The sequence below is a fragment of the Streptomyces sp. NPDC000075 genome, assembly GCF_040301925.1.
In the GTDB taxonomy this organism is placed as follows: domain Bacteria; phylum Actinomycetota; class Actinomycetes; order Streptomycetales; family Streptomycetaceae; genus Streptomyces; species Streptomyces polychromogenes.
The window spans coordinates 107,994-133,097 of record NZ_JBEPFL010000006.1 but is presented as its reverse complement, the minus strand read 5'-3'; the positions used below and the strand labels follow the sequence as shown (position 1 = coordinate 133,097).

Genomic DNA, 25,104 nt, shown 5'->3' with positions numbered 1-25,104 from the left:
CCTCACCCCTTCCCGGTGGGCGGCTTGCGGCTGCCCGCCCGGTACGGGGCCGGCCAGGGCGCGCCCGGCCCGGCGTACCCCTGCTCGGCGGCCGCGTGCAGGGTCCAGTGCGGGTCGTACAGGTGCGGGCGGCCCAGGGCGCACAGGTCGGCCCGGCCGGCCAGGAGCAGGGAGTTGACGTCGTCCCAGGAGGAGATCGCGCCGACGGCGATGACGGGGACGCCCAGCGCGTTGCGGATCCGGTCGGCGTAGGGGGTCTGGTAGGAGCGCCCGTACTCGGGGGCCTCGTCGGCGACGACCTGTCCCGTGGACACGTCGACGGCGTCGGCGCCGTGCGCGGCGAAGGCGGCGGCGATCGCCCCCGCCTCCTCGGGGGTGGTGCCGCCGGGGGCCCAGTCGGTCGCCGACAGCCGGACCGTCATCGGGCGGTCCCCGGGCCAGACCTCGCGGACGGCGTCGAAGACCTCCAGGGGGAAGCGCAGCCGGTTCTCCAGGGAACCGCCGTAGGCGTCCTCGCGTTGGTTGGTGAGGGGGGAGAGGAAGCCGGACAGCAGGTAGCCGTGCGCGCAGTGCAGTTCCAGCAGGTCGAAACCGCAGTCGGCGGCCCGTGTGGCGGCCGCCGCGAAGTCGGAGCGGACGGTGGCGAGGCCGGCGGCGTCCAGGGCGCGCGGGACGGCGGAGACGCCGGGTTCGTAGGGCAGGGCGGAGGCGGCGACGAGGGGCCAGTTGCCGTCGGGGAGCGGCTCGTCCATGCCTTCCCACATGAGCCGTGTCGATCCCTTGCGGCCGGAGTGGCCGAGCTGGAGCCCGAGGGCGGTACCGGGGGCGGAGGTGTGGACGAAGTCGGCGATCCGCTTCCAGGCGGCCGCCTGCTCCGCCGTCCACAGGCCTGCGCAGCCGGGGGTGATCCGGCCCTCGGGGCTGACGCAGACCATCTCGGTCATGACCAGGCCGGCCCCGCCCAGGGCCCGTCCGCCCAGGTGCACCAGGTGGAAGTCGCCCGGCACCCCGTCGACGGCGGAGTACATGTCCATCGGCGAGACGACGACCCGGTTGCGCAGGGTCAGCCCGCGCAGGGTGAACGAGGTGAACATGGGCGGGGTCACGGGCCCGTCGGGCCCCTCCTGCGGGCAGCCGAAGTCGGCTTCCACCGCGCGGGTGAAGCGGGGGTCGCGCAGGCGCAGGTTCTCGTGGGTGACCCGGCGGCTGCGGGTGAGCAGGTTGAAGGCGAACTGGCGGGCGGGCTGGCCGACGTAGCCCGCGAGCTCCTCGAACCAGCGCATGCTGGCGGCGGCGGCCCGCTGGGTGCTGGCCACGGCGGGCCTGCGGGCGGCCTCGTAGGCGGCGAGGGCCTCGGGGATCCCGGGGTGGGCGGCCACCGCCTCGGCGAGGGCGAGGGCGTCCTCGACGGCGAGTTTGGTGCCGGAGCCGATGGAGAAGTGGGCCGTGTGGGCGGCGTCGCCGAGGAGGACGACGTTCCCGTGGGACCAGCGCTCGTTGACGACGGTGCGGAAGCGGGTCCAGGCGGAGCGGTTGCCGCGCAGGGGCCGGCCGCGCAGCGCCTCGGCGAAGATCTTGGCGCAGCGGGCGGCGGACTCCTCCTCGTCGCACAGGTCGAGGCCGGCGGCCCGCCACACCTCCTCGCGCATCTCGACGATGGCGGTGGAGGAGTCGGCCGCGTACGGGTAGGCGTGCAGCTGCATGATGCCGTGCTCGGTCTCGGCGATCTCGAAGCGGAAGGCGTCGAAGGCGAAGTCGGCGGCGAGCCAGACGTAGCGGCAGCGGCCGGGGGTGACGGTGGGCCGGAAGTGGGCGGCGCCGCTCTCGCGGGTGGCGCTGTGCACCCCGTCGGCCGCGACGACCAGGTCGTGGGTGCGGGCCAGGGTCCAGGCGTCGGGGGCGGCGGCGCGGAAGCGGAGCCGGACGCCGAGGGCCTCGCAGCGGGCGTGCAGGATCTCCAGGAGCCGGCGCCGGCCGAGGGCGGCGAAGCCGTGGCCGCCGGAGGTCAGCAGCCGGCCCCGGTGGACGACGTCCACGTCGTCCCAGCGGACGAACTCGGCGGCGAGGGCGGCGTGGACGGCGGTGTCGGCCCGTTCGATGCCGCCCAGGGTCTCGTCGGAGAGGACGACGCCGAAGCCGAAGGTGTCGTCGGGGGCGCCGCGCTCCCACAGGTCGACGGCGTGCCCCTGGCGGGCCAGCAGCGCTGCGGCGTAGAGCCCGCCCGGTCCGCCGCCGATGACGGCGACCCGCCGGGCGGCCCCGGGTGCGGACGGGGGCACCGACTGGGACATGGCGCTACCTCCCCTTCCACTGCGGCGGCCGCTTCCCGGTGAAGGCGGCGTGGAACTCGGCGTAGTCCTGGCCGTGCATGAGCAGGGCCTGGGTGCTGGCGTCCAGCTCCACGGAGGCGGCCAGCGGCATGTCCAGTTCGGCGGTGAGCAGGGCCTTGGTCTGGGCGTGGGCGAGGGCGGGCCCGGCGGCGAGGCGGGCGGCGAGTTCGGCGGCCCGGACGTCGGCCTTGCCCTCGTCAACGAGCTCGCTGAGCAGGCCGATGCGCTCCGCCTCGGGGGCCCGTACGGGCTCGCCGAGCATCAGGATCCGGGTGGCGTGGCCGAGGCCGACGACGCGGGGCAGCAGGTAGGCGGCGCCCATGTCGCCGCCGGAGAGGCCGACGCGGGTGAAGAGGAAGGCGAAGCGGGCGGTGGGGTCGGCGATGCGGAAGTCGGCGGCCAGGGCGAGGACGGCGCCGGCGCCGGCGGCGACCCCGTGGACGGCGGCGATCACGGGGAAGGGACATTCGCGAACGGCGCGGACCACCTGGCCGGTCATCCGGTTGAAGTCGAGGAGTTCGGAGGTGTCCATGGCGAGGGTGGCGCCGATGATCTCGTCCACGTCCCCGCCGGAGCAGAAGCCGCGCCCCTCGCCGGCCAGGACGAGGGCGCGCACGGAACGGGTGCGGGAGAGTTCGGCGAGCAGATCGCGCAGGTCGGCGTAGGCGCCGAAGGTGAGCGCGTTCAGCTTCTCGGGGCGGTCGAGGGTGACGGTGGCGATGCCGTCCTGCCGGGTCACCCGCAGGTGGCGCCACCGTTCGGTCGCTGGTGTGGAACCGGTGAAGGGGCTCACGCGTACGACGCTATCACCGACTTGTGACCGCCGTCACGAAAACGCGACACATGGGGGATGCGGCGGACGGCGCCCGGCCCCGAGCCGAAGGTCCCCCCGTCACCGCGCCCTTGGGTCCGTCACCTTCCCGCCGGGGTGCCCTACGGGCGGCGCGGGGCCCTCCGTATGGTTGAAAGCAGGAGTTTCCCGCCCCCGCCCCTCCCCACCCCCCACGGAACGGACGGATCAGCCATGACCGACGCCTCCGCCTGGCGGCTCGTCCTGCCGCACACGGCCGCGGCCGTGCCCATGGCCCGCGCGCTGGTCCGCACCGCCCTCACGGACACGGGACCGGCCGCCGACCGCGACACCGCCGAGCTGCTGACCGCCGAGCTGGTCGCCAACGCCGTGGAGCACACCACCGCCGGGGCGCCGATCGAGCTGGTCGTGGAGATGCTGGCGGACGGCTGCCAGGTCGAGGTGCACGACGGCGATCCGCGCCCGCCCCGCGACCTGGTCACGCGCCCCTACGAGGCCCACCCCGACCCCTGGCAGGAGCACGGCCGCGGCCTGCTGCTGCTCCGGGCCCTGAGCTCCGCCTGCGGCCACCGCCCCACCGAGCACGGCAAGGCCGTCTGGTTCACCCTGCCGGCCGGGGCGACGGGCGCCTGACCCGCACGGCCCCGGAACCCGCCCGTATGACTATGCGGCCGACCGTGCGGCGGGCTTCGCCATCGTCGCGACGAGCACGGCCTTGATGGTGTGCAGCCGGTTCTCCGCCTCGTCGAAGACGACGGAGTGCGCGGATTCGAACACCTCGTCCGAGACCTCCAGCCACTCCAGCCCGTGCCGCTCGTGGACCTCGCGGGCCACCTTGGTGCCGAGGTCGTGGTAGGCGGGCAGGCAGTGCAGGAACCGCACGTCCGGGTTGCCGGTCGCACGGATCACGTCCATGGTGACGGCGTACGGGGCCAGGGCCGCGATCCGCTCGTCCCAGACCTCCTTGGGCTCGCCCATCGAGACCCACACGTCCGTGGCCACGAAGTCGGCGTTCGCCACGCCCTCCGCGACCTCCTCGGTCAGGGTGACGCGCGCCCCGCTGACCGCGGCCAGCTCGCGGGCCCGGTCCACGACCGCCTCGGCCGGCCAGTACGCCTTCGGCGCGACGATCCGTACGTCCATGCCCAGCAGCGCGCCGGTCACCAGGTAGGAGTTGCCCATGTTGAAGCGGGCGTCGCCCAGGTAGGCGAAGGCGATCCGCTCCAGCGGCTTGGCGCAGTGCTCGGTCATGGTCAGCACGTCGGCCAGCATCTGGGTGGGGTGCCAGTCGTCGGTGAGGCCGTTGAAGACGGGCACCCCGGAGTAGGCGGCGAGTTCCTCGACCGACTGCTGGCTGTCGCCCCGGTACTCGATGCCGTCGAACATCCGGCCGAGCACCCGGGCGGTGTCCCGGACGGTCTCCTTGTGCCCGATCTGGGAGCCGGAGGGGTCGAGGTAGGTGGTGTGGGCGCCCTGGTCGGCGGCGGCGACCTCGAAGGCGCAGCGGGTGCGCGTGGAGGTCTTCTCGAAGATCAGCGCGATGTTCTTCCCCCGGAGCCGGCGCTCCTCGGTCCCCGCCTTCTTGGCCGCCTTGAGCGCGGCGGCGAGTTCGACGAGGCCGCGGAACTCGGCGGCGGTGAAGTCGAGCTCCTTGAGGAAACTGCGACCGAAGAGGTCGGTGGCCATCGGGACTCCAGGGGGACGCTGACAGGGGATTGTGGAAGTCTATACGATCCTCTGCATTCATATTCAGTCGGGTGGATCACACGCGCGGCATCCGCACCCGTGATCACCAGCCCATACCCCTCAGCCTGCGCTCAACCGGCGTCCCGCTCCACCGGACAGCTCATGCAGCGCGGCCCCCCGCGACCCCGCCCCAGCTCGCTGCCGGGGATCTCGATCACCTCGATGCCCTCCTTGCGCAGATGGGTGTTGGTGGTGACGTTCCGCTCGTACGCGACGACCACCCCGGGCTCCACGGCCAGCACGTTGCAGCCGTCGTCCCACTGCTCGCGCTCGGCCGAGTGCACGTCCTGCCCCGCGGTCAGCACCCGCACCCCGTCCAGGCCCAGCGCCGCCGCGATCGCCCGGTGCATGTGCTCCGGCGGGTGGTCGCTCACGTGGAGCTCGCTCGCCCCCTGCCCCGGCCGGATTGTGTAGGAGCGCAGCATGCCGAGCCCGGCGTACTGGGTGAACGTTTCCTCGTCGACCATCGTCATCACCGTGTCCAGGTGCATGAAGGCCCGGCGCTTGGGCATGTCGAGCGCCACGATGACCGACGCCGACCCGGCCGCGAACAGGCCCCGGGCCAGCATCTCCACCGCCTGCGGGGTCGTCCGCTCGCTCATCCCGATCAGGACGGCCCCCTTGCCGATCACCAGGACGTCCCCGCCCTCGATGGTCGAGGGGTAGTCCGACTGGCCCTGCGACCAGTAGTGGAAGGGGCCCGAGCCGGTGAAGAGGGGGTGGTGCCGGTAGATCGCCTCGAAGTGCACGGTCTCGCGCTGCCGGGCCGGCCAGCGCATGGCGTTGATGGACACCCCGTCGTAGATCCAGGCCGAGGTGTCGCGGGTGAAGAGGTGGTTGGGCAGCGGCCCCAGCAGGAAGCCGTCCATCTCCAGCGCGTGGAAGCGCACCGACACGGGCTCGGCGTGCCGCTCCAGGAACTCCCGCTTCGTCATACCGCCGACCAGCGCCTCCGCGAGCTCGGCCGAGGGCAGCCCGTCGAAGGCCGCGCGCAGGTGGTCGGTGGCGAGGGGCCCGTACTCCTTCTCGTCGAAGACCCGGTCCAGTACGAGGCGTCGCGCCTCGGTGATGTCGAGGGCCTCACGGAGCAGGTCGCCGAAGAGGTGGACGGCGACGCCCCGGTCGCGCAGCACGTCGGCGAAGCCGTCGTGCTCCTGGCGGGCCCGGCGCACCCACAGCACGTCGTCGAAGAGCAGGGCGTCCTTGTTGCTTGGTGTGAGCCGCTTCAGCTCCAGGTCGGGGCGGTGCAGGATGACGCGGCGAAGCCGCCCGGTCTCGGAGTCGACATGGAATCCCATGCCGTACAGGTACCCAGACCGAACGGCTTTCTGACCCGGTGTCGGCGGTGCGGGTCAGCGCAGGCCGAGGAGCGCCGACGGGGCGCCGATGATCTCGGGGGCGACCACGCCCAGCTTGGGGGCCGTCAGGTTCGGGATCCCGTAATTGCTTCCGTCGGGCATGGTCAGCGGGGAGCCGAGGACCGCGCCGGGCGTCCGGGTCAGCAGCGTGGTCGCCGGCGACTCCAGGGAGCCCTCGCCGTCCGTCTCCGGGGAGCCCAGCAGGTTGGGCACCGGGGAGGTGACCTTGGTGAGCCCGAGGTCGGTGGCGACCGGGACCGCCGGGAGCAGTGGGGTCGGCAGCATGTCGCCCTTGTGGAGGACGGGCGCCTCGGGAGCTCCCACGACCGGCACCGGGACGGACGTGCCCACCTGGGGGGTGGGCACGCCCAGCGTGGTCTTCACGGCGTCCAGGGGGACGCTGACGGGGACCGAGTCGGCCACGGCCGGGGAGGCCGCGGCCGCCGCGGCCATACAGGTCATGAGCGCCGCAATGCTTCCGCGCGCGGTCATCTTCATAGGTGACGTTCCGTCCTTCCAGGGTCGCGGACACTCCGCTGCCCTGGATGAACGATCCCGCCGCCGGTTTCCCGGGCCTTCCGCGCGAAAGTTCCCCCATACGACCTAATTCGGGGCCGTACGGGGGCGGCCGCTTTACGCGGCCCTCCCCCGTCAGAGCCGGGGGTCGACCGGCTCCGACTCCAGGGCGAGGACGGCGAACACCGCCTCGTGGACCCGCCACAGCGGCTCCCCCGCCGCCAGCCGGTCCAGCGCCTCCAGACCCAGCGCGTACTCGCGCAGGGCGAGCGAGCGCTTGTGCCCGAGGAACCTCTGGCGCAGCCGCTCCAGCTGCTCGGGACGGGTGTACTCCGGACCGTAGATGATCCGCAGGTACTCACGCCCGCGCACCTTCAGCCCCGGCTGGGCCAGCCGGCCCTTGCCGTCCCGGACGCAGGCCCCGAGCGGTTTGACGACCATGCCCTCGCCGCCGGCCGCGGTCAGCTCCAGCCACCAGTCGGTGCCCGCGCGGACGGAGTCCTCGTCCGCGGTGTCCACGTACACCCGGCGGGTGCGCCGCAGCAGCGGGGCGGCGGAGCGCTCGTCGGCGTCGGCGAGGCGGTCCAGCCAGGCCAGCTGCTCGTCGTGCGGTACGGCCGCCAGCGACCGGCCGGCCGCCGCGAGCAGCTGGAACGGCGCGAACCGTACGCCCTCCAGCCCGTCGGTGGTCCAGCAGTAGCGCCGGTACGCCTCGGTGAAGGCGCCGGCGTCGGCGGTCCGCCCGCGCTGGCGCTCCAGCAGCCCGCCCGTGTCCACACCCCGGGCCTCGGCGGCCGCCAGGGCGGCGACGGCGTCCGGCAGGACGGTGCGGGAGGCGGCGCCCACGGCCGCGTACTGGTTGCGCAGCAGACCGGTGGACTTCAGGGACCAGGGCAGCAGTTCCCCGTCCAGCAGGAGCCAGTCCGTGCCGAGCTCCTCCCACAGGCCGGCGCCGTCGACGGCCGCGCGCAGCCGGCCCAGGAACTCCTCGGTGAGCTGCGGCTCCTGGAAGAAGGGCCGTCCGGTGCGGGTGTAGAGCGAGCCGGTGGGGCCGCCCTCGACACCGAAGCGCTCGCGGGCCGCGGCCTCGTCCCGGCACAGCAGGACGGTGGCGCGGGAGCCCATGTGCTTCTCCTCGCACACGACCCGTCCGATGCCGTCGGCCCGGTACTGGGCGAAGGCCTCGGCGGGGTGCTCGAGCCAGCCCTCCTCCCCGGAGGTGGCCGTGGGCGCCATGGTCGGCGGCAGGTACGGCACCAGCCGGGGATCGACCGCGAAGCGGCTCATGACCTCCAGGGCGGCGGCCGCGTTCTCCTCGCGGACGCTCACGTTCCCGAGGTGACGGGTCTCCACGACGCGGCGGCCGTGCACGTCGGACAGGTCCAGCGGGCGGCCGTCGAACGCTCCGGGCACCTCGGCGGCCAGCGGCTTGACCGGCTCGTACCAGACCTTCTCCGCCGGTACGTCGACCAGTTCCCGCTCGGGCCAGCGCAGAGCGGTCATCCGGCCGCCGAAGACGGCACCGGTGTCCAGGCAGATGGTGTTGTTGATCCAGCTGGTGTCCGGAACGGGGGTGTGTCCGTAGACCACGACCGCCTTGCCCCGGTAGTCCTCGGCCCACGGGTAGCGCACGGGCAGGCCGAACTCGTCGGTCTCGCCGGTGGTCTCCCCGTAGAGCGCGTGCGAGCGGACCCGGCCGGAGGTGCGCCCGTGGTACTTCTCGGGCAGCCCGGCGTGGCAGACCACCAGCCGGCCGCCGTCGAGGACGTAGTGGCTGACCAGGCCGGAGATGAACTCCCGCACCTCCTTCACGAACTCCTCGCTCTCGTGGGAGAGCTGTTCCACGGTTTCGGCGAGGCCGTGGGTCTGCTGGACCTTGGAGCCCTTCAGGTAACGGCCGAGCTTGTTCTCGTGGTTCCCGGGCACGCACAGCGCGTCGCCGGACTTGACCATGCCCATCACCCGGCGCAGCACGCCGGGGCTGTCGGGACCGCGGTCGACGAGGTCGCCGACGAAGACGGCGGTGCGGCCGGCGGGGTGGGTCCCGTCCTCGTATCCGAGCTTCGCGAGCAGAGTCTCCAGCTCGGAGGAGCAGCCGTGGATGTCGCCGATGATGTCGAAGGGGCCGGTGAGGTGGGTGAGGTCGTTGAAGCGCTTCTCCAAGACCACTTCGGCGGATTCGGCCTCCTCCACCGTGCGCAGGACGTGGACCTTGCGGAACCCCTCGCGCTCCAGTCCGCGCAGCGAGCGGCGCAGCTCGGAGCGGTGGCGCTGGATGACGCGGCGCGGCAGGCCGGCCCGGTCGGGGCGGGCCGCGTTGCGTTCGGCGCAGACCGACTCGGGCATGTCGAGGACGATGGCGATGGGCAGGACGTCGTGCTCGCGGGCGAGGCGGACGAGTTCGCGGCGGGACTCCTTCTGCACGCTGGTGGCGTCCACGACGGTGAGGCGTCCGGCGGCCAGCCGCTTGGCGGCGATGTGGTGCAGGACCTCGAAGGCGTCCTTGCTGGCGCTCTGGTCGTTCTCGTCATCGGCGACCAGGCCCCGGCAGTAGTCCGAGGACAGGACCTCGGTGGGCTTGAAGTGCTTGCGGGCGAAGGTGGACTTGCCCGAGCCGGTGGCCCCGATCAGGACCACGAGGGACAGGTCGGTGACGGGGAGGACGCGGTGTCCGGTGGGGGTGGTCATGCTGCCTCGCCCTCCTTCGGGGTATCGGCGGTGCCGGTGGTGTCGGCGGTGTCTGTCGTGCCGGTGGTGCTGGTGGTGTCGGCGGCCCGGGTGAAGACGGCCATCTGGGTCGGCGGACCGACCTCGGGGTCCTCGTCCCCCACCGGCCGGTAGGCGACGGAGTAGCCGAACCGGGCGGCGACCCCGCCGGCCCAGGCGCGGAACTCCTCGCGGGTCCACTCGAACCGGTGGTCGCGGTGGCGGACCCGCCCGGCGGGCAGGGACTCCCAGCGGACGTTGTACTCGACGTTCGGGGTGGTCACGAGGACCGTGCGGGGACGGGCCGAGCCGAAGACGGCGTACTCCAGCGCGGGCAGCCGGGGCAGGTCCAGGTGCTCGATGACCTCGCTGAGCACCGCGGCGTCGTAGCCGGCCAGCCGCTTGTCGGTGTAGGCGAGGGAGCCCTGGAACAGCTGGACGCGGGAGCTCTGCCGCTCCCCCATCCGCTCCAGCCGCAGCCGCCGGGAGGCGGTGGTCAGGGCCCGCACCGAGACGTCCACGCCGACGATCTCGGTGAACGCCGTGTCCCGCAGCAGCGCCTGGACCAGCTGCCCCTCCCCGCAGCCCAGGTCGAGGACCCGGGCCGCGCCGGATTCGCGCAGCGCGGCGAGCACCGCGTCGCGTCGGCGCACGGCGAGGGGCACGGAGCGCTCCCGCGCTTCGGCGTCCCCTGCGGCGTCCCCTTCGGGGGCGGCGTCCACGGCGTCGTCGAGTTCCTCGGCCTCGCTGCCGTCGGCCTCGGCGAGGCGGGCCAGCTCCAGGCGTTCCATGGCGCTCTGGGTGAGCCGCTTGTGGCGGGCCAGGTAGCGGGCGGTGATGAGCGCGTGCTCGGGGTGGGCCGCCAGCCAGCCGTCCCCGGCGCGCAGCAGCTTGTCCACCTCGTCGGGGGCGATCCAGTAGTGCTTGGAGTCGTCGAGGACGGGCAGCAGCACGTACAGCTGGCGCAGGGCGTCCTCCAGCCTGAGTTCGCCCTCCAGCACCAGCCGCACGTAACGGCTGTCGCCCCACTCGGGGAACGCCTCGTCCAGGGCGATCGGGGTGGTCTCCACGGACGCCCAGCCGAGCGGGCCGAACAGCCGGCGCACGAGGTCGCCGCCGCCGCGCGCGGGCAGCACCGGGATCTCGATCCGCAGCGGGCGCTCCTGCCCCGGCAGTTCGGGCCGGGCGGCGCACTGGCCCTTGAGGGCGGTGCGGAAGACTCCGCTCAGCGCGACGGCGAGCAGCGAGGAGGCCGCGTACGGGCGGTCGTTGACGTACTGCGCGAGCGCGGAGTCGGGGGCGCCGCCCCGGCCCTTGCCCTGGCCGCGCCGCACCAGCGCGACGGGGTCCACCTCCAGGAGCAGCGCGGCCGTGCACCGGTGGTCCGTCGCCTCGGGGTAGAACACGTGGGCGGTGCCGTGAGAGGTGGCGAACGCCTGCGTCCTCCCGGGATGCTTGTGCAGCAGGAATCCCAGGTCAGTGGCGGGTTTCTCGGGGGTGCCGGTCGTGCTGATCGTCAGGAACATGCGCTTCAGTATGTGCGCGGGCTCCCCTGCGGCCCACTGGTTTTCATACCGGCGGCGGGCGATGGAGAGCGGTACGGAGTCCGGCGATCCAGGGCGGGCCGATCCGGCAGCAGCCGCCGATGAGACGGGCTCCGGCCGCCTGCCAGGCCTCGACGGGCCAGGGGACCGGGTCCGCGGGGGCGTGCCAGGTGCGGGTGCCCGCGTCCCAGACGGATCCGTCGTTGGGGTAGGCCAGCAGCGGCTTGGCCGTGACGGACGCGGCGGCCTCCAGCGCGGGCAGCACGTCCGCCGGGTCACAGCAGTTGACGCCGACCGCGATCACCTCGGGGGCGTCGGCGGCGAGCGCGAAGGCCTCCGCCAGGGGCTGGCCGGCCCGGGTGCGGCCGTCCGCGACGGTGTAGCTCAGCCAGGCCCGGGCACCCGTACCGGCCAGCACCCCCAGCAGGGCCTCGGCCTCGTCGGTGTCCGGGACGGTCTCCAGCGCCAGGACGTCCGGACCCGCCGCGAGCAGCGCCTCGATCCGGGGGCGGTGGAAGGCGGCCAGCTCCGCGCCGTCGAGGCCGTACCGGCCCCGGTACTCGGAGCCGTCCGCCAGCACCGCCCCGTACGGCCCCACCGAGGCGGCCACCCACACCTCGTGCCCGGCGGCGCGCGCCGCCGCGTCGGCCACCCGGACGGCGCGCTCCAGCAGTACGGGATCGTCGCCGACCTGGTAGCTCGCGGTGATCAGCACCTCGGCGCCGGCCCGGACGTACGCCGTGTGGGCCGACTCGACCTGGTCCGGGCGCTCGGCGAGCACGCGGCCCGTCCAGAGCGCGCCGGACAGGTCGCAGCCCTGGTCGGCGAGCCGGTTGCTCAGCCCGCCGTCCAGGAGTACGGGCCCGCGGGCCAGGGCGTGGGCGAGCGGGCCGGTCGCACGGGTCACGGGTCTGTCCTCCGTCGGGTGGTGCGGATCGATCGGCCGGGGCGGTTCAGCCGAGCTGGGGCATGACCTGGGCGGCGATCAGTTCCAGGTGGTCCAGGTCGCCGAGGTCGAGGACCTGGAGGTAGACGCGGGAGGAGCCGATGGCCGCGTAGGTGCCGAGCTTCTCGACCACCTCGGCCGGGGAACCCGCCAGGCCGTTGGCCTTGAGCTCGTCGACCTCGCGGCCGATGGCGGCGGCCCTGCGGGCGACCTCGGCGTCGTCCTTGCCCACGCACACCACCAGGGCGTTCGAGTAGACGAGCTCCTCCGCCTTGCGCCCGGCCTCGGCGGCGGCCTCCCGGACCCGGGCGAACTGCCGGCGGCTGTCCTCGACCGAGGCGAACGGCATGTTGAACTCGTCCGCGTACCGGGCGGCGAGGCGCGGGGTACGCCGCGCTCCGTGCCCGCCGACGAGGACGGGGACCTTGGCCTGGGCCGGCTTGGGCAGCGCCGGGGAGTTCTCCACCTGGTAGTAGGTGCCCCGGTGGTCGAAGGTGGCGCCGGGCTCGGTGGCCCACAGGCCGGTGATGATGGCCAGCTGCTCCTCCAGCCGGGCCATCCGCTCCGCCGGGAAGGGGATCCCGTACGCCTTGTGCTCCTCCTCGAACCAGCCCGCGCCCAGGCCGAGTTCCACGCGGCCGCCCGACATGGCGTCGACCTGCGCCACCTGGATCGCGAGGACGCCGGGCAGCCGGAAGGTGCCGGCCGTCATCAGCGTGCCCAGCCGGATCCGGCTGGTCTCGCGGGCCAGGCCCGCGAGGGTGATCCAGGCGTCGGTGGGGCCGGGCAGTCCGTCGGCGGACCCCATCTTCAGGTAGTGGTCCGAGCGGAAGAACGCGTCGAAGCCCAGCTCTTCGGCGGCCTTGGCGACGGTCAGGAGGGTGTCGTAGTCGGCGCCCTGCTGCGGCTCGGTGAAAATGCGAAGATCCATGGCTCCATCCTGCCCTTCCCACTCCCCTGCCGGGTGAATCTGCGTCAACCGGGCGGCGCGCCCCCCGCCGCGTCAGTGACCAGCGCGGATGGGGATCGTTGGCTCGGACGGAGCCGGACCGCCCGGCCCGCGCGCCGGCGGCCTCCCGCCGGTACGACCACCGCCCCCTTCCGCACCGGAAGGGCCAGGGCCGAGGAGGCCGCCATGTCCCACGAGTCCGTGCCCGAGTACCCCGGACAGACCGGACAGGCAGCACACGACCACGCACACCAGGAGCCCGCGGTGCCCGCCCAGGGCGGCGCGCCGAAGGGCCTGCTCCAGCAGATGGAGGAGCTGATGGCGGCGCTCAACGCCGACCTGTCCCAGCTCGACGCCGACCTCCAGCACTCCGCGGACCGCACTCCGCCCGCCGCCCCGGTCACCCCGGGCGGACTCGCGTACGAGAGCGAGCGCCGCTCCGACCGGTCCTTCTGACCGTGCGGGGGTCCCGTCCCGCACGGCGGGGCCCCTCCACCGGACACCCCGGGCACCCCGGACACCCCGGACCCGCGCCCCGGGTCACATACCGCGCGCCGGGGCCTCAGAGCACGCCCGAGGCCGACCCCCGTTCGCGGACCGCCATCCGGCGCAGCAGGGCGCGCACCCGGTCGCTCGACTCGTCCGCCGCGTCGATCGACTCTATGCACTGCCAGTACAGGCCCTCGTCGTCCGTCGCGCAGGCGACCCCGACGAGCGCTATCCCGACCTCGCCGAGCAGCGCCTGGAGCCCCAGCAGCGCCTGACGCACATCGGCCACCCCCGTCAGCTGCGCCGCCCGGGGCGGCTGTTCGGGCCCGATGCCCTCACCGTCGCCCAGGGCCGCACGGTCTATGGCCCCGCAGCCTCTGCTGCCCGCTTCCCCCAGTCCCCCAGCCTCCGCTCTCAGCTCCGGCGGCCCGGTGACCGCCAGCCAGCTTCCCACCCCCTGGGCGAGGGCCTGGGCCTGCCAGGCCTCCCCCACGATGTCCCACGCGGCCGCGCTCCCTGCCAGCGCGTGCCGGCCGGCCGCGATGAGCCGTACCGCATCCATATGCCGTCCCCCGTCCGCACGACATCCCGCCAATCTCCACTACCCAGAGTGAAGGCAACGAGCCAGTAAAGCCAGGGGTATTCGGAAATCTGTGGACACAAACATGGTTGTGGACGACACCATCACTCCGAAGAGTGACGATCTGGTGCCGATGTCCCGGTCGCCGGGAAACGGTGCTCGTTCCTCTCGATCTTCGCGGCGAGCGCATCCAGCACATCCACCCCGAGAACCTCACAGAACTGCAGCAGATACGCCAGCACGTCGGCGACCTCATCGGTCACCCGGTGTGCGCTTTCCGGATTCTCCATGATCGCCGCTGACTGTTCCGGTGTCAGCCACTGGAAGATCTCGACCAGTTCGGAGGCTTCCACGCTCAGCGCCACGGCGAGGTTCTTGGGGGTGTGGTACGGGGCCCAGTCCCGGGCGGCCGCGAATTCGGCCAGCCGTCGCTGGAGTCGGTACAGCCGTTCGCCGTGCGGGGGCTTTGGCCCGTCGTCCGTGGGTGCAGCACTCATGGGGACAGGTCTACCACTGAGACGCCCGGGATCCCCCGGGCGGTTCCCGCGGTGTCCTCGCCGACCCCGGCCACCAGCCGGATGTGGCCGCGCTCCCCGGACAGCAGGGCCAGGCGCAGCAGTTCGGCGCCCTGCCGCCGGTCCAGGCCCCGGTCGAGGCCGTCGGCGAGCACGGTCAGCGCCTGCCGGGCCGAGAGGAGCTCGGCGGCCGGGTCCACGTCCAGCACGCCGGGCCCGGTGAGCAGGACGAGGGCCAGGGCCAGGAAGCGGAGTTCACCGTCGCCGAGCCGGGCGAACTCCGTGGCGGGCCGCCCGGCGCCGCGCTCCAGCACGGCCGCGACCGGCCCGCCGTCCCCACCCCCGCCGTCCCCACCCCGGACGGCCCCGCCGCGGCCGTCTCCGCTGAAGCCGTCCCCGCCGAAGCCGCTTCCGCCCCTGACCTCCAGCCCGGTCACCGGCCCCGCGCACCCGGTCCGTGCCGCCCGGGCCAGCAGGGCGTGCCGGGTGCCGCACTCGTGGCGGGTCCGGCGCAGGACGTCGGCCAGGTTCCCGCAGTCGGCGCGCAGCCGCCCCTCCCCCGGCGGCACGGGCGCCCGCATCCGGCCGGGCCGGGGGTTGCAGGGGAACACGGACCTCAGCGCCACCACCACCTGCTCGGCGGCGGCCAGCACCAGCCGCTGACCTGCGGTCGCCCCGGCCACGCGCAGCGGCAGCAGGGCGGTGCCGAGCCGGTCGTCGGGCAGCGGGGCGCGGGTCATGCCGACGGCGCCGCCGGTCAGCCAGGCGGCCTGGACCGACCGCCGGCGCGGGTCGCGCAGGGCGGTGGCGAGGAGCACCTCCCCGCGCAGGGAGAGCCGTTCGCCGGCGATCCGCAGCGAGGGCTCCGCCTGTACGGCGAGGTCGAGGCGGAGGGGGCCGACCGGGCCGTCGACGGTGCAGCCGATCCGGAAGCCGCGCCGCCCTCCGGCGTCGGGGACGGCCCACTCAGGCACCCGGGCGGCCGCGTCGGGGAAGACCTCGTCCAGCGCGGACCCGGCGGCGAGCCGGGCCAGGGCCCCGTAGGCGTCCAGCGCCTGGGACTTGCCGCTGCCGCTGGGTCCGGTCAGCAGGGTCACCGGACCGAGCGGGAGCACCGCCTTCCGGTGCGGCCCGAAGGCGGCGAGCCGCAACTCGGTGACGGCGGGCCGCCGGTGCTGCCCCGGCGGCCCGGCCCCGGCGGCGGCTTCGCGACCGGCATCACGACCGGCTTCGCGACCAGCCTCACGACCGGCTTCACGACCGGGTTCACGACCAGCCTCACGTCCGGCTTCACAGTCGGCTTCAGCGGATAACGCGCCGAGGGCTCCGGGCCCCGCCGCGTGCGATGTGGCGTCCATGGGCGGACGGTACGGTCCGCGGGGCCCGGGCCGGGCCCGGCGAACCGTTCCACCGCCGCGACCTTCCTACGATCGGGGGACGGCCGCGGCCGCGATCCCCTCGACCTCGGTCCCGACGGGCGCCAGCAGGAAGACGTTCCGGTCGACCCGGTGCATCCCGCTGCCCAGGCCGAAGACCACCCCGCTGCTGAAGTCGAGGATCCGCTTGGCCACTTCGCCGTCGGCGCCGGTGAGGTCCAGCAGGACGGGGATCTGCGCGATCAGGTACTCCGCCACCTCCCGCGCGTCGGCGAAGATCTGAACCCGGATCACCACGAAGCGCCGCTGTTCCGCCGCGGACGCCCCGGGGGCCTTGGGGATCGTGCGGTGGTCCACCCGGGAGGGCCATTCGTTGCGACTGCGCAGCGGCACCACCTGCGCGAGTCCCTCCCACTGCTCGTCGGTGACGTCGTACCTGCTCACCGGGCCGCCTCGGCCGTGCGCTTCATGTGCATCCCCCCATCCTCTCGCGTTTCACCCGTTCGGCCCAACACCGACACGGGGCACGTGGGGTCTCGCCGCCACGCCCCATGGCGACGGGGTCCGCACGTTACGCGACGCCGCACACACCGGTCTCACCCGGCACGCCGCACCGAGTCCGCACCGAAGTCACCCGGACGGCGCCCGAAGGTTCCCGGGGTACACCCCGACCCCCGAATGAGTTAGGTTAGGCATACCTAACCTTCCGAATGTCAGGACGAGGGAGAGATCCGCATGCGCCTGCCCGGTGCCCCCGCCGCCACGCCCGCCGACGCCCGGCCCACCGACGCCGAACGGGTCCGCTCCGTCCTGGCCGCCGCCCACTCCATGACCGTGGTCATCGACGGGGTCCGCCACGAGGTCCGCCACCTCGACGACGGCGATCCCCTCGGCCGGCTCCATCTGCACCCGGCGGCACCCGCCGCCGGACACCCCGCCTCCCTCCTCGGCGGGGAACGCCCCTCCATCCGGCTCGAGTTCACCGACGTCGCCCCCACCCCCGTGCGCGACCGGGTACGGGCCCGCGTCACCGTGATCGGACACCTGCTGACCCCGTACGCCGACGAGCACGCCGGCGCCGACGCCACCACCTGCGTGGAATACGGCCAGGCGGTCCTGGAGACCGCGGAGGGGACCTCGTACCTCGGGCTGGAGGAGCTGGACGGGGCCTGGCCCGACCCCCTCGCCCCCTACGAGGCGGGCATGCTCACCCACCTCCTCGACGAGCACCCCGCACTGGTCACCCTGCTGCTGCGGCTGGTCCGCCCCCGCCCCACCCCGGCCGTCGTCCGCGCGCTGCCGCTCGCCCTGGACCGGTACGGGATCACCCTGCGCCTGGAGGAGCGCACCGGGCACCGGGACGTACGGCTGCCCTTCCCCTCCCCGGTGGACGACGTGGACCAGTCGGGCGCGCAGATCCAGGCCCTGCTCAGCGCGGCCCGGCGGCACTCGCACTCCAGCACCCTGCCCGCCTGACGACGGCCGGAGGAACGCCTGAGGATCGCCGGAGCCGGGGAACGCGGCGGAACACCTCCCACCGCTCTGTTCGTTGGCCCCTACATGAAGGCAATCACCTACAGCAGTTACGGAACTCCCACCGCCCTGGAGCTCGTTGAGGTACCCGAGCCCAAGGTCGGGCCCGGAGAGGTGCTGATCCGCGTCAGGGCCGCCGGGGTCAACCCGGTGGACTGGAAGCTCGCCGCCGGCTTCCTCGGGCACGTCCTGGAGGTCCGTCACCCGGTGATCCCCGGATGGGACGTGGCCGGTGTCGTCGAGGCCGTCGGCCCGGACACCGACGACTACTCCGTGGGCGACGAGGTCTACGGGTACGTCCGCAAGGAATGGGTCCAGCTGGGCACGTACGCCGAGCTGGTCTCGGCCCCCGTGCGCACCCTCGCCCGCAAGCCCGCGACGCTCTCGTTCGAGGAGGCCGCGGGCCTCCCCCTGGCCGGGCTCACCTCCTACCAGGCCGTCACCCGCGCCGGGGTCACCGCCGGCCAGACCGTCGTCATCCACTCCGCCGCCGGCGGGGTCGGCTCGCTCGGCGTACAGATCGCGGTCGCCCTCGGCGCCCGGGTCATCGGCACGGCCGGCGCCCGCAACCACGACTACCTGCGCTCGCTGGGCGCCGAACCGGTGCTCTACGGGGACGGCGTGGCCGAGCGGATCACCGCGCTGGCCCCCGGGGGTGTGGACGTCGGGCTCGACTTCTACGGCGAGGGCGGCGTCGAGCTGCTCCAGTCGGTCGTCCGCCCGGGCGGGCCGGTGATCTCCGTCGCCGACAACGACGCGGGCGACAAGGGCGCGAAGCACATCTGGGCGCGCTCCTCGACCACCGACCTCACCGCCCTCGCGGAACTGGCCGACACCGGGAAGCTCACCGTCAAGGTGGGGCACGTCCTCCCGCTGGCCGAGGCCGGCCGGGCCTGGGAGCTGAGCGCGGCCGGCGGTGTCGGGGGCAAGATCGTCCTCACGGTCTGAGCCGGACGCCGCACACGGCACACGCCCCGGCCCGCCCCTCCTCAGGAGGTGATCGGCTTGCCCCCGTCGGCGCCCAGTGCGGGCCCGATGGCCCTCAGCGAGCCGGGGGTGCGGCCGTGGCCCCAGCCGATCTCGCGGCGGTAGCTGCCGAGCAGCCCCCTGCCCGCCAGGCCGTCCTCGTCCCGCACGGCCGGGTCCTCGGGCAGCGGCCGGGTCAGCGGGGACACGAAGAGCGCGTCGACCGGGCAGTTGGCCTCGCACAGGAAGCAGGTCTGGCAGTCCTCCTGCCGGGCCAGGAGGGGGATCCCGTCCGGGCCGCGCTCGAAGACGTCCGTCGGACAGACGTCGACGCACTTGTCGCACGCGATGCACCGCTGCGCGGAGACCAGTTCGATCATGCCGCCACCTCCGCGGGCTGGGTCCACACCCGGTCCAGTCCGCCGGTCAGGATCCGGTGGTGCAACGCCGGGTCCTGGTCCGGATGGTCGAGCCGTCTGGCCATGCCCCGGCTCTCGCGGCGGGCCAGCGCGGCCGCGTACATCCACCGCGCGTGCGCCGTCATCGCCGCCGCCTCCCGTGCCTTGACCAGGCCCGCGCCCTCGCCGTGCAGGGAGTCCCGCAGCGCCGCCCAGGCCGTGTCGAGGGCGCGCAGGGACCGGGCGAGCCCGTCGCCGTGGCGCAGGTAGTTCTTGTCGTACGGGAGCACTTCCCCCTGTACGAGGTCCACGGCCGCGCGGTGGCCGGGAGAGGCGGCGGCGGATCCGCCGGGGCGGAGCCCCGCTCCGCCCGCCCCGCGCACCGGCCGGGAGGCTGCGCCCCCGGAGCCGAGCGCACGCGCGTGCCGGGCCGCGCCCCGCCCGGCCCAGCTGCCGGAGGAGATGGCCCAGGCGGCGTTGTGGCTGCCGCCTCCGGTGAAGCCCCCGCAGATCTCCTCGCGGGTGGCCGCGTCCCCGGCGGCGTACAGGCCGGGGACGCCCGTGGCGCAGTCTTCGCCGGTGAGCCGGATCCCGCCGGTGCCGCGCACGGTGCCCTCGGCCAGCAGGGTCACGGAGAAGCGGTCGGTGAAGGGGTCGATGCCGAGCCGGTCGAAGGTGAGGAAGAAGTTGGGCTGGGCGCGGCGCATGGCGGCCCGCGCGTCCGGGCCGGCACGGTCGAGGCGGGCGTACACCCTGGCGCCGGTGAGCAGTTCGCGGGCGATGGCCGAGCGGCCGCCCTGGCTGGCGGCGCCCTCCAGTTCCGCGCCGTCCTCCCGGTAGAAGGTGGCGAAGGAGTAGAAGGCGGTCTTGGTGACGGAGGTTCCCTCGGGGGCGATGCCGTAGGCGTTGGAGAACTCCATTCCGGAGAGCTCGGCCCCGGCCTCGGCGGCGAACAGGGCGCCGTCGCCGGTGTTGGTGTTGGTGCCCAGCGCCCCGCTGAGGAAGGCGCAGCCGCCGGTGGCGAGGACGACGGCGCCGGCCCGGACCCGGTAGTGCTCGCGGGCCTGGCGGCGGTATCCGGCGGCGCCCGCCACGGCTCCGTCGGCCGTGGTGAGCAGCTCGGTGACCGGGCTGTGGTCGAGGACGCGGACCCCGGCGCGGCGGATACGGGCGCGCATCCGCCGCATGTACTCGGGGCCCTGGAGGCCGCCGCGGAGCTGCTGCCCGTCGGGGCCGGCCGGGAAGGGGTAACGGCCTTCGACGGCGAGCTCGTTGATCCGCTCGTACGTCTCGTCGAGGACGCGGGCCATCCAGCGGCGGTCGGCGAGGTAGCCGCCGAGGCCCTCGCGGGAGGCCATGGCGGCCTCGCGGGCCGCGGGCTCGGGCGGGACGTACCAGACGCCGGTGCCGCCCGCGGCCGTCGCCCCGCTGGTGCCGCAGTAGCCCTTGTCGGCGAGGACGACGGACGCCCCGGCCTCGGCGGCCTTCAGGGCGGCCCAGGTGGCGGCCGGACCCCCGCCGACGACGAGGACGTCGGCGAGGTGGTCCGCGGCGGGGCCGCTCACGCGTGGTTCCGGGCGTACCGGTTCACGGGGCGCGCCAGGCCGTAGTGCTCGCGCAGGGTGGTGCCGGTGTACTCCGTGCGGAAGAGGCCCCGGCGCTGGAGGACCGGCACGACGTGGTCGACGAAGTCGGTCAGGCCGGTGGGCAGGACGGGCGCCATGATGTTGAAGCCGTCGGCGGCCCCCTGGGTGAACCACTCCTCCAGCTGGTCGGCGATCTGCTCGGGGGTGCCCGCGTGGACGCGGTGGCCGCGGCCCGCGCCGAGGCGGGCGATGAGCTCGCGCAGGGTGAGCCCGTCGCGGCGGGCGAGTTCGGCGACGAGGGTGAAGCGGCTCTTGTTGCCGTTGATGTCCCGCTCCTCGGGCAGCTCGGGGAGCGGCCCGTCCAGCGGGAGGCCGGTCAGGTCGGTGCCGAGCATCCCGGAGAGCTGGGCGAGCCCGTACTCGGGGATCTGGAGCTCGGTGAGCTCCTGCTCCAGGGCCTTCGCCTCGGCTTCGGTGGAGCCGATGACGGGGGCGATGCCGGGCAGGACGAGGAGGTCCTCCTCGGCCCGGCCGTACTTGCCGAGACGGGACTTGAGGTCCTTGTAGAAGCTCTGGCCGTCGGCGAGGGTCTGCTGGGCGGTGAAGACGGCCTCCGCGTACCGCGCCGCGAACTCCTTGCCGTCCTCGGAGGACCCGGCCTGGACGAGCAGCGGGTGCCCCTGGGGCGAGCGGGGAACGTTGAGCGGGCCGGCGACGGAGAAGTGCTCGCCCCGGTGGGCGGCGGGGTGCAGCTTGTCGGTGTCGGCGTAGATCCCGCGCTCCTTGTCGAGGAGGACGGCGTCGTCCTCCCAGCTGTCCCAGAGCTTGGTGGCGACGTCGAGGAACTCGCGGGCCCGCTCGTAGCGCACCGCGTGCTCCAGGTGCTCGTCGCGGTTGAAGTTGCGGGCCTCGTCGACGGTGCCGGAGGTGACGATGTTCCAGCCGGCCCGGCCGCCGCTGATGTGGTCGAGGGAGGCGAACTTGCGGGCCAGGTTGTAGGGCTCGTTGAAGGTGGTGGAGACGGTCGCGATGAGTCCGATGCGCTCGGTGACGGCGGCGATGGCCGACAGCAGGGTGAGCGGCTCGAACCCGCCGAGTGCGTTGTAGCGGGCCTTGCCCCACAGGGCCACACCGTCGGCGAAGAAGATCGAGTCGAGCAGGCCGCGCTCGGCGGTGCGCGCCAGTTCCTGGAAGTAGGCGACGTCGGTGACGCGCTCGGGGCTGGCCGCCGGGTGGCGCCAGGCAGCGTCGTGGTGGCCGGCGTTCATCAGGAAGGCGTTGAGGTGGAGGGTGCGGGGTGCGGGCATGTCGGTTCCCTTGGGTGTGGCGGGGCGGGTCAGGCGGGGACGCGCCAGAGGCTGAGGCGGCGTTCGACCGCGACCAGGAGCTGGTTGAAGGCCACCCCGATCGCGGAGATCGTGATGATCCCGGCGTACATCTGGGGGATGGCGAAGTTGAACTGCGAGGCGTTGATCAGGTAGCCCAGTCCGGCCTTGGCGCCGATCATCTCGGCGGCGACGAGGACCAGGATCGAGACCGCGCCCGCCAGCCGGATGCCGGTGAAGACGGCCGGGACGGAGGCCGGGAGGATCACCTTCTGGAAGAGCCGCGGGGTGGAAAGGTCCATCGAGCGGGCCAGCCGGACCAGTGTGGGATCGGCGTTGCCGACGGCGCTGATGGTGTTCAGCAGGACCGGCCAGACGCAGGCGTAGACGACGATCGACACCTTCGACGTCTCCCCGATGCCGAGGAGCAGCACGAAGACGGGCAGCAGCGCGAGGGCCGCCGTGTTGCGGAAGAGCTCCAGCAGCGGGCCGAGGAAGGCCGCGACGGGGCGGTACCAGCCGATCAGCAGGCCGAGCGGGACGGCGACGGCCACGGCGATGGCGAAGCCGCCGAAGGAGCGGATGAGGCTGGCCCGGGTGTGCTCGCCGAGCTGGCCGTCGGCGAGCAGCCCCCACCAGGCCCGGGCCACCTCGCTGAAGGGCGGCAGGAAGGTGGCGTCGACCAGCCCGAGCCGGGGGGCGGCCTCCCACACGGCGAGCAGGGCGAGCACCGCCGCCGAGCGCAGCAGCCCGGCCCGCAGCCACCGCAGCAGGGTCGTCGCCCCCGTCCGGCGGCGGGCGGGTACGGCAAGCGGCGGGGTGCCGGGCGGGGGACCGGCCGGGTCGGGGCCGGGTCCGGCGGGTCGCACCGGGCGCGCGGGGCCCCGTACGGCCCGGGCCTCGGGGGGTGTCTCCCCGGCCGGGGCGGGAAGGACGGGGACGGGGGTCTCGGTGCTCATACGGAGGCCTCTTCCTTCTCCAGTCGCTGGGCGCGGGCCACCTCGTCGTGGAGCAGGGTCCAGATCTCGTGGCGGTGGTGGGCGAACTCCGGGCTGGAACGCAGGTCCTCGCCCGTCGCCCCGGTGGAGCGGTCCCCGAAGGAGACCGGTACGACCTCCTTGACGCGGCCCGGCCGGGAGGTGATGACGGCCACCCGCTGCCCCAGGTACACGGCCTCCTCGATGCCGTGCGTGATGAAGACGACCGTCTTGCCGGTGGCCTGCCAGATGCGGCGCAGCTCGTCCTGGAGGGACTCGCGGGTCTGCGCGTCGAGGGCGGCGAAGGGCTCGTCCATCAGGAGCACGTCCGGGTCGTAGGCCAGCGAGCGGGCGATCGCGACCCGCTGGCGCATGCCGCCGGAGAGCTCGTGCGGATGCCGGTCCTCGAATCCGGTGAGACCCACCAGTTCCAGGAACTCCCGGGCCCGCGCCGCTCGTTGCCTGCGGGGGACGCCGGTCGCCTCCAGGCCGAACTCGACGTTGCCGAGTGCGGTGCGCCAGGGCAGGAGGGCGTACTGCTGGAAGACGATGCCCCGGTCCAGGCCCGGGCCGGTGACGGGTCTGCCGTCGAGGAGGATCTCCCCGGAGGTGGGCCGGGTGAGGCCGCCGAGGAGGTCGAGGAGGGTGGACTTGCCGCAGCCGCTGGGGCCGACGACGACGAGGAACTCCCCCGCCCCGACCTCCAGGTCGATGCCGTCGAGGGCGGTGAACTCCTCCTTGCTCCTGCCCTTGACCGGGAAGGTCTTCGTCACCGACCGGAACTCGATCTTCGCCATGACCGGTCAGCCCTTCCCGTACCCGTTGAACTCGTTCGTGTACAGATCGGACGGCTTGAGCTGCCCGGCCTTGATCTCCCCGCGCTCGGCGAGCCAGTCCAGCCAGAGGGCGAACTCCTTGTCCTCGATGCGGCCGCCGGTCTCGGCGACCCCGTACGAACGCCAGTACTTGAGCGTGGCCGTGTCCTCGTTGCGGCCGCGCTTCTTGATGATCGACTCCATCCGGGCGATGACCTCCTCGCGCGGGGTCGTGCGGGACCACTCGATGGCCTTGGCGACACCGGTGGTGAAGGTGCGGACGGTGTCCGGGTTCTCCTTGATGAAGCGCCGGGTCATCACGTAGGAGCCGGCGCTGAACTTGCCGAGCAGGTCGAAGTCGCTGAACAGCGGGCGTATCCCGCCGGCGGCGAGGGCCTTGTCGCGCAGGACGCCGCCCAGCACGCCCACGTCGATCTGCTTCTGGCGCAGCGTCTGTTCGGTGTTGACGGGCGGCACGACCAGGGCCTCGACCTTGGCCGCCTCCGCCTTGGGGATCCCGCCCCGGCTCAGGTAGATGTCGAGGATGGCCTGGGAGTGCGCGCCCAGGGTGTTCATGGCGACCTTCTTGCCGAGCAGGTCTCGGGCGGAGCGGATCGGGCTGTCCTCCAGGACGTAGTAGCCGCTGAAGACGTCCTGGTCGACCCCGTAGTAGGAGATGACGGCCTGGATCGGGGCCTTGCCGGCGGCGAGTTTGATGATCGCCCCGTTGAAGGCGCCGCCGAAGTGGATCTGGCCGGTGGCGGCGGACTGGATGTCCTGCGGGCCGCTGATGGTGTTGCCGACCCACTCCAGGGTGAGGCCGCCGAGGAAGCCGAGGTCGGCGGCGAGTTCGGGGAGGGTGACGGCGCCGACGCTGCCCTGGTACTTGAGCGTGGTGACCTGTCCGCCCCCGCCCGGGCGGCCGGACCCGCCGGTGGCGGTGGCGGTGCCGCAGCTCACCGCTGCCGCCGAGATGCCGAGCAGGGTGAGGAACTGGCGCCGGGTGCGGGCGGTCGGGGTGAGCGGGGCTGCTGCGGGCATGGCGGGTCCTTGTCGGTGCGGGGTTACGGGGTGGCGGCGAGGGTGGGGGTCGTGGCGCGCAGGGCGTCGGCGAACTCGTCGACGGCCTGGTAGAGGTCGAGTTCCGCCTCGGGGCGCAGCCGGTCCGGTCCCGCGCCACGCTCGACGGAGGAGTCCAGGACGAAGCGGCCGGCGGTGACGTGCCGGGCGCCGAGGGCGGCGAGGACCGGACGCAGGGCGTAGTCGATGGTCAGGACGTGGGCGAGGCTGCCGCCGGTGGCGAGCGGCAGGACCGTCTTGCCGGCCAGGCCGTCCTGCGGGAGCAGGTCCAGGAAGGCCTTGAGCAGTCCGGTGTACGAGGCCTTGTAGACGGGGGTCGCGATGACCAGGCCGTCGGCCTCGGCGACGGCCTCCAGCGCGCGGCGGATCTCCGGCTCGCCGCGGCGGGCGGAGAGCAGGTCGGCGGCGGGCAGGAGGCGTACGTCGAGGTGGGCGGTCTCGAAGCCGGCGTGGTCGAGACGGCGCAGCACGTGCTCGGCGACGACGAAGGTGCGGGAGTGGGCGGAGGGGCTGCCGGTCAGGGCGAGCAGCTTGGGCACGGGGGCTCCTCAGGGTTCG

General features: G+C 73.8%; 24 protein-coding genes. 4 read left to right on the top strand and 20 right to left on the bottom strand.

Annotated elements, in window-relative coordinates; translation table 11 throughout:
• Positions 1 to 2: 2 nt before the first annotated feature.
• The gene (locus ABT403_RS09880) at positions 3 to 2,291 is read right to left on the bottom strand and encodes a bifunctional salicylyl-CoA 5-hydroxylase/oxidoreductase (protein WP_344166160.1); all 2,289 of its coding nucleotides are present in this window, start codon (positions 2,289 to 2,291) and stop codon (positions 3 to 5) included.
• A gap of 4 nt (positions 2,292 to 2,295) precedes the next feature.
• Positions 2,296 to 3,123, bottom strand: coding sequence for an enoyl-CoA hydratase family protein (locus ABT403_RS09875; RefSeq protein WP_344166159.1), 828 nt, complete (start codon positions 3,121 to 3,123; stop codon positions 2,296 to 2,298).
• Between the two features lie 231 nt (positions 3,124 to 3,354).
• Here ABT403_RS09875 and ABT403_RS09870 point away from each other — a divergent pair, with 231 nt between their 5' ends.
• Entirely contained in the window at positions 3,355 to 3,774 is a 420-nt protein-coding gene (locus ABT403_RS09870; protein ID WP_344166158.1) for an ATP-binding protein, read from the top strand.
• Between the two features lie 30 nt (positions 3,775 to 3,804).
• Here the strand turns inward: ABT403_RS09870 and argF are convergent, their stop codons facing one another.
• The 7 genes from argF to ABT403_RS09835 all read right to left on the bottom strand — a co-directional run bounded on the left by argF (position 3,805) and on the right by ABT403_RS09835 (position 12,888).
• A complete protein-coding gene (gene argF, locus ABT403_RS09865) occupies positions 3,805 to 4,827 on the bottom strand; it encodes an ornithine carbamoyltransferase (RefSeq protein ID WP_344166157.1) in 1,023 nt (340 codons plus the stop codon).
• 131 nt (positions 4,828 to 4,958) lie between these two features.
• Positions 4,959 to 6,185, bottom strand: a complete 1,227-nt coding sequence (locus ABT403_RS09860; protein ID WP_344166156.1) for an arginine deiminase — start codon at positions 6,183 to 6,185, stop codon at positions 4,959 to 4,961.
• A gap of 54 nt (positions 6,186 to 6,239) precedes the next feature.
• Positions 6,240 to 6,707 carry a hypothetical protein gene (locus tag ABT403_RS09855; RefSeq protein WP_351648583.1) on the bottom strand — a complete coding sequence of 156 codons (468 nt, stop codon included), beginning with the start codon at positions 6,705 to 6,707 and terminating at the stop codon, positions 6,240 to 6,242.
• Positions 6,708 to 6,896: 189 nt separating this feature from the next.
• Positions 6,897 to 9,449, bottom strand: a complete 2,553-nt coding sequence (locus tag ABT403_RS09850; RefSeq protein WP_344166154.1) for a polynucleotide kinase-phosphatase — start codon at positions 9,447 to 9,449, stop codon at positions 6,897 to 6,899.
• Positions 9,446 to 10,993, bottom strand: a complete 1,548-nt coding sequence (locus ABT403_RS09845) for a 3' terminal RNA ribose 2'-O-methyltransferase Hen1 (RefSeq protein ID WP_344166153.1) — start codon at positions 10,991 to 10,993, stop codon at positions 9,446 to 9,448. Before ABT403_RS09845 ends, ABT403_RS09850 begins: the two co-directional genes overlap by 4 nt.
• A 43-nt stretch (positions 10,994 to 11,036) precedes the next feature.
• A complete protein-coding gene (gene mmuM, locus ABT403_RS09840; protein WP_344166152.1) occupies positions 11,037 to 11,918 on the bottom strand; it encodes a homocysteine S-methyltransferase in 882 nt (293 codons plus the stop codon).
• A gap of 46 nt (positions 11,919 to 11,964) precedes the next feature.
• Positions 11,965 to 12,888, bottom strand: coding sequence for an LLM class F420-dependent oxidoreductase (locus ABT403_RS09835; protein ID WP_344166151.1), 924 nt, complete (start codon positions 12,886 to 12,888; stop codon positions 11,965 to 11,967).
• Positions 12,889 to 13,092: 204 nt separating this feature from the next.
• Here ABT403_RS09835 and ABT403_RS09830 point away from each other — a divergent pair, with 204 nt between their 5' ends.
• Complete coding sequence (locus tag ABT403_RS09830; protein ID WP_425580282.1) at positions 13,093 to 13,362, top strand: hypothetical protein; 270 nt, start codon at positions 13,093 to 13,095, stop codon at positions 13,360 to 13,362.
• 106 nt (positions 13,363 to 13,468) lie between these two features.
• Here ABT403_RS09830 and ABT403_RS09825 read toward each other — a convergent pair whose 3' ends face one another.
• The 4 genes from ABT403_RS09825 to ABT403_RS09805 all read right to left on the bottom strand — a co-directional run bounded on the left by ABT403_RS09825 (position 13,469) and on the right by ABT403_RS09805 (position 16,310).
• Positions 13,469 to 13,957 carry a DUF6099 family protein gene (locus ABT403_RS09825; protein WP_344166150.1) on the bottom strand — a complete coding sequence of 163 codons (489 nt, stop codon included), beginning with the start codon at positions 13,955 to 13,957 and terminating at the stop codon, positions 13,469 to 13,471.
• 122 nt (positions 13,958 to 14,079) lie between these two features.
• A complete protein-coding gene (locus tag ABT403_RS09820) occupies positions 14,080 to 14,472 on the bottom strand; it encodes a nucleotide pyrophosphohydrolase (RefSeq protein ID WP_344166149.1) in 393 nt (130 codons plus the stop codon).
• Positions 14,469 to 15,848, bottom strand: a complete 1,380-nt coding sequence (locus tag ABT403_RS09815; protein ID WP_502966007.1) for an AAA family ATPase — start codon at positions 15,846 to 15,848, stop codon at positions 14,469 to 14,471. The genes ABT403_RS09820 and ABT403_RS09815 overlap by 4 nt, the downstream gene beginning before the upstream one ends.
• A 66-nt stretch (positions 15,849 to 15,914) precedes the next feature.
• Positions 15,915 to 16,310 (bottom strand): cell division protein SepF, encoded by a 396-nt coding sequence (locus tag ABT403_RS09805; RefSeq protein ID WP_344166147.1) that lies wholly within the window; start codon positions 16,308 to 16,310, stop codon positions 15,915 to 15,917.
• Positions 16,311 to 16,601: 291 nt separating this feature from the next.
• On the opposite strand from ABT403_RS09805, the gene ABT403_RS09800 reads away from it, so the two are divergent.
• Complete coding sequence (locus ABT403_RS09800) at positions 16,602 to 17,342, top strand: DUF2470 domain-containing protein (protein WP_344166146.1); 741 nt, start codon at positions 16,602 to 16,604, stop codon at positions 17,340 to 17,342.
• A gap of 84 nt (positions 17,343 to 17,426) precedes the next feature.
• Positions 17,427 to 18,347 carry an NADP-dependent oxidoreductase gene (locus tag ABT403_RS09795; RefSeq protein ID WP_344166145.1) on the top strand — a complete coding sequence of 307 codons (921 nt, stop codon included), beginning with the start codon at positions 17,427 to 17,429 and terminating at the stop codon, positions 18,345 to 18,347.
• A gap of 41 nt (positions 18,348 to 18,388) precedes the next feature.
• On the opposite strand, the gene ABT403_RS09790 is transcribed toward ABT403_RS09795, so the two are convergent.
• Genes ABT403_RS09790 through ssuE form a run of 7 tightly spaced genes read right to left on the bottom strand, consistent with a single transcriptional unit; the run spans position 18,389 to position 25,085 of the window.
• Entirely contained in the window at positions 18,389 to 18,745 is a 357-nt protein-coding gene (locus ABT403_RS09790; RefSeq protein ID WP_344166144.1) for a 4Fe-4S dicluster domain-containing protein, read from the bottom strand.
• The gene (locus tag ABT403_RS09785) at positions 18,742 to 20,328 is read right to left on the bottom strand and encodes an FAD-dependent oxidoreductase (RefSeq protein WP_344166143.1); all 1,587 of its coding nucleotides are present in this window, start codon (positions 20,326 to 20,328) and stop codon (positions 18,742 to 18,744) included. The genes ABT403_RS09790 and ABT403_RS09785 overlap by 4 nt, the downstream gene beginning before the upstream one ends.
• Entirely contained in the window at positions 20,325 to 21,656 is a 1,332-nt protein-coding gene (locus ABT403_RS09780; protein ID WP_344166142.1) for an LLM class flavin-dependent oxidoreductase, read from the bottom strand. The genes ABT403_RS09785 and ABT403_RS09780 overlap by 4 nt, the downstream gene beginning before the upstream one ends.
• 29 nt (positions 21,657 to 21,685) lie before the next feature.
• On the bottom strand, positions 21,686 to 22,633 hold the full coding sequence (locus tag ABT403_RS09775; protein ID WP_344166141.1) for an ABC transporter permease: 948 nt from the start codon (positions 22,631 to 22,633) through the stop codon (positions 21,686 to 21,688).
• Complete coding sequence (locus tag ABT403_RS09770; protein ID WP_344166140.1) at positions 22,630 to 23,448, bottom strand: ABC transporter ATP-binding protein; 819 nt, start codon at positions 23,446 to 23,448, stop codon at positions 22,630 to 22,632. The genes ABT403_RS09775 and ABT403_RS09770 overlap by 4 nt, the downstream gene beginning before the upstream one ends.
• A gap of 6 nt (positions 23,449 to 23,454) precedes the next feature.
• Positions 23,455 to 24,507, bottom strand: a complete 1,053-nt coding sequence (locus ABT403_RS09765) for an ABC transporter substrate-binding protein (RefSeq protein WP_344166139.1) — start codon at positions 24,505 to 24,507, stop codon at positions 23,455 to 23,457.
• Positions 24,508 to 24,530: 23 nt separating this feature from the next.
• Entirely contained in the window at positions 24,531 to 25,085 is a 555-nt protein-coding gene (gene ssuE, locus ABT403_RS09760; protein ID WP_344166138.1) for an NADPH-dependent FMN reductase, read from the bottom strand.
• Positions 25,086 to 25,104 lie beyond the last annotated feature (19 nt).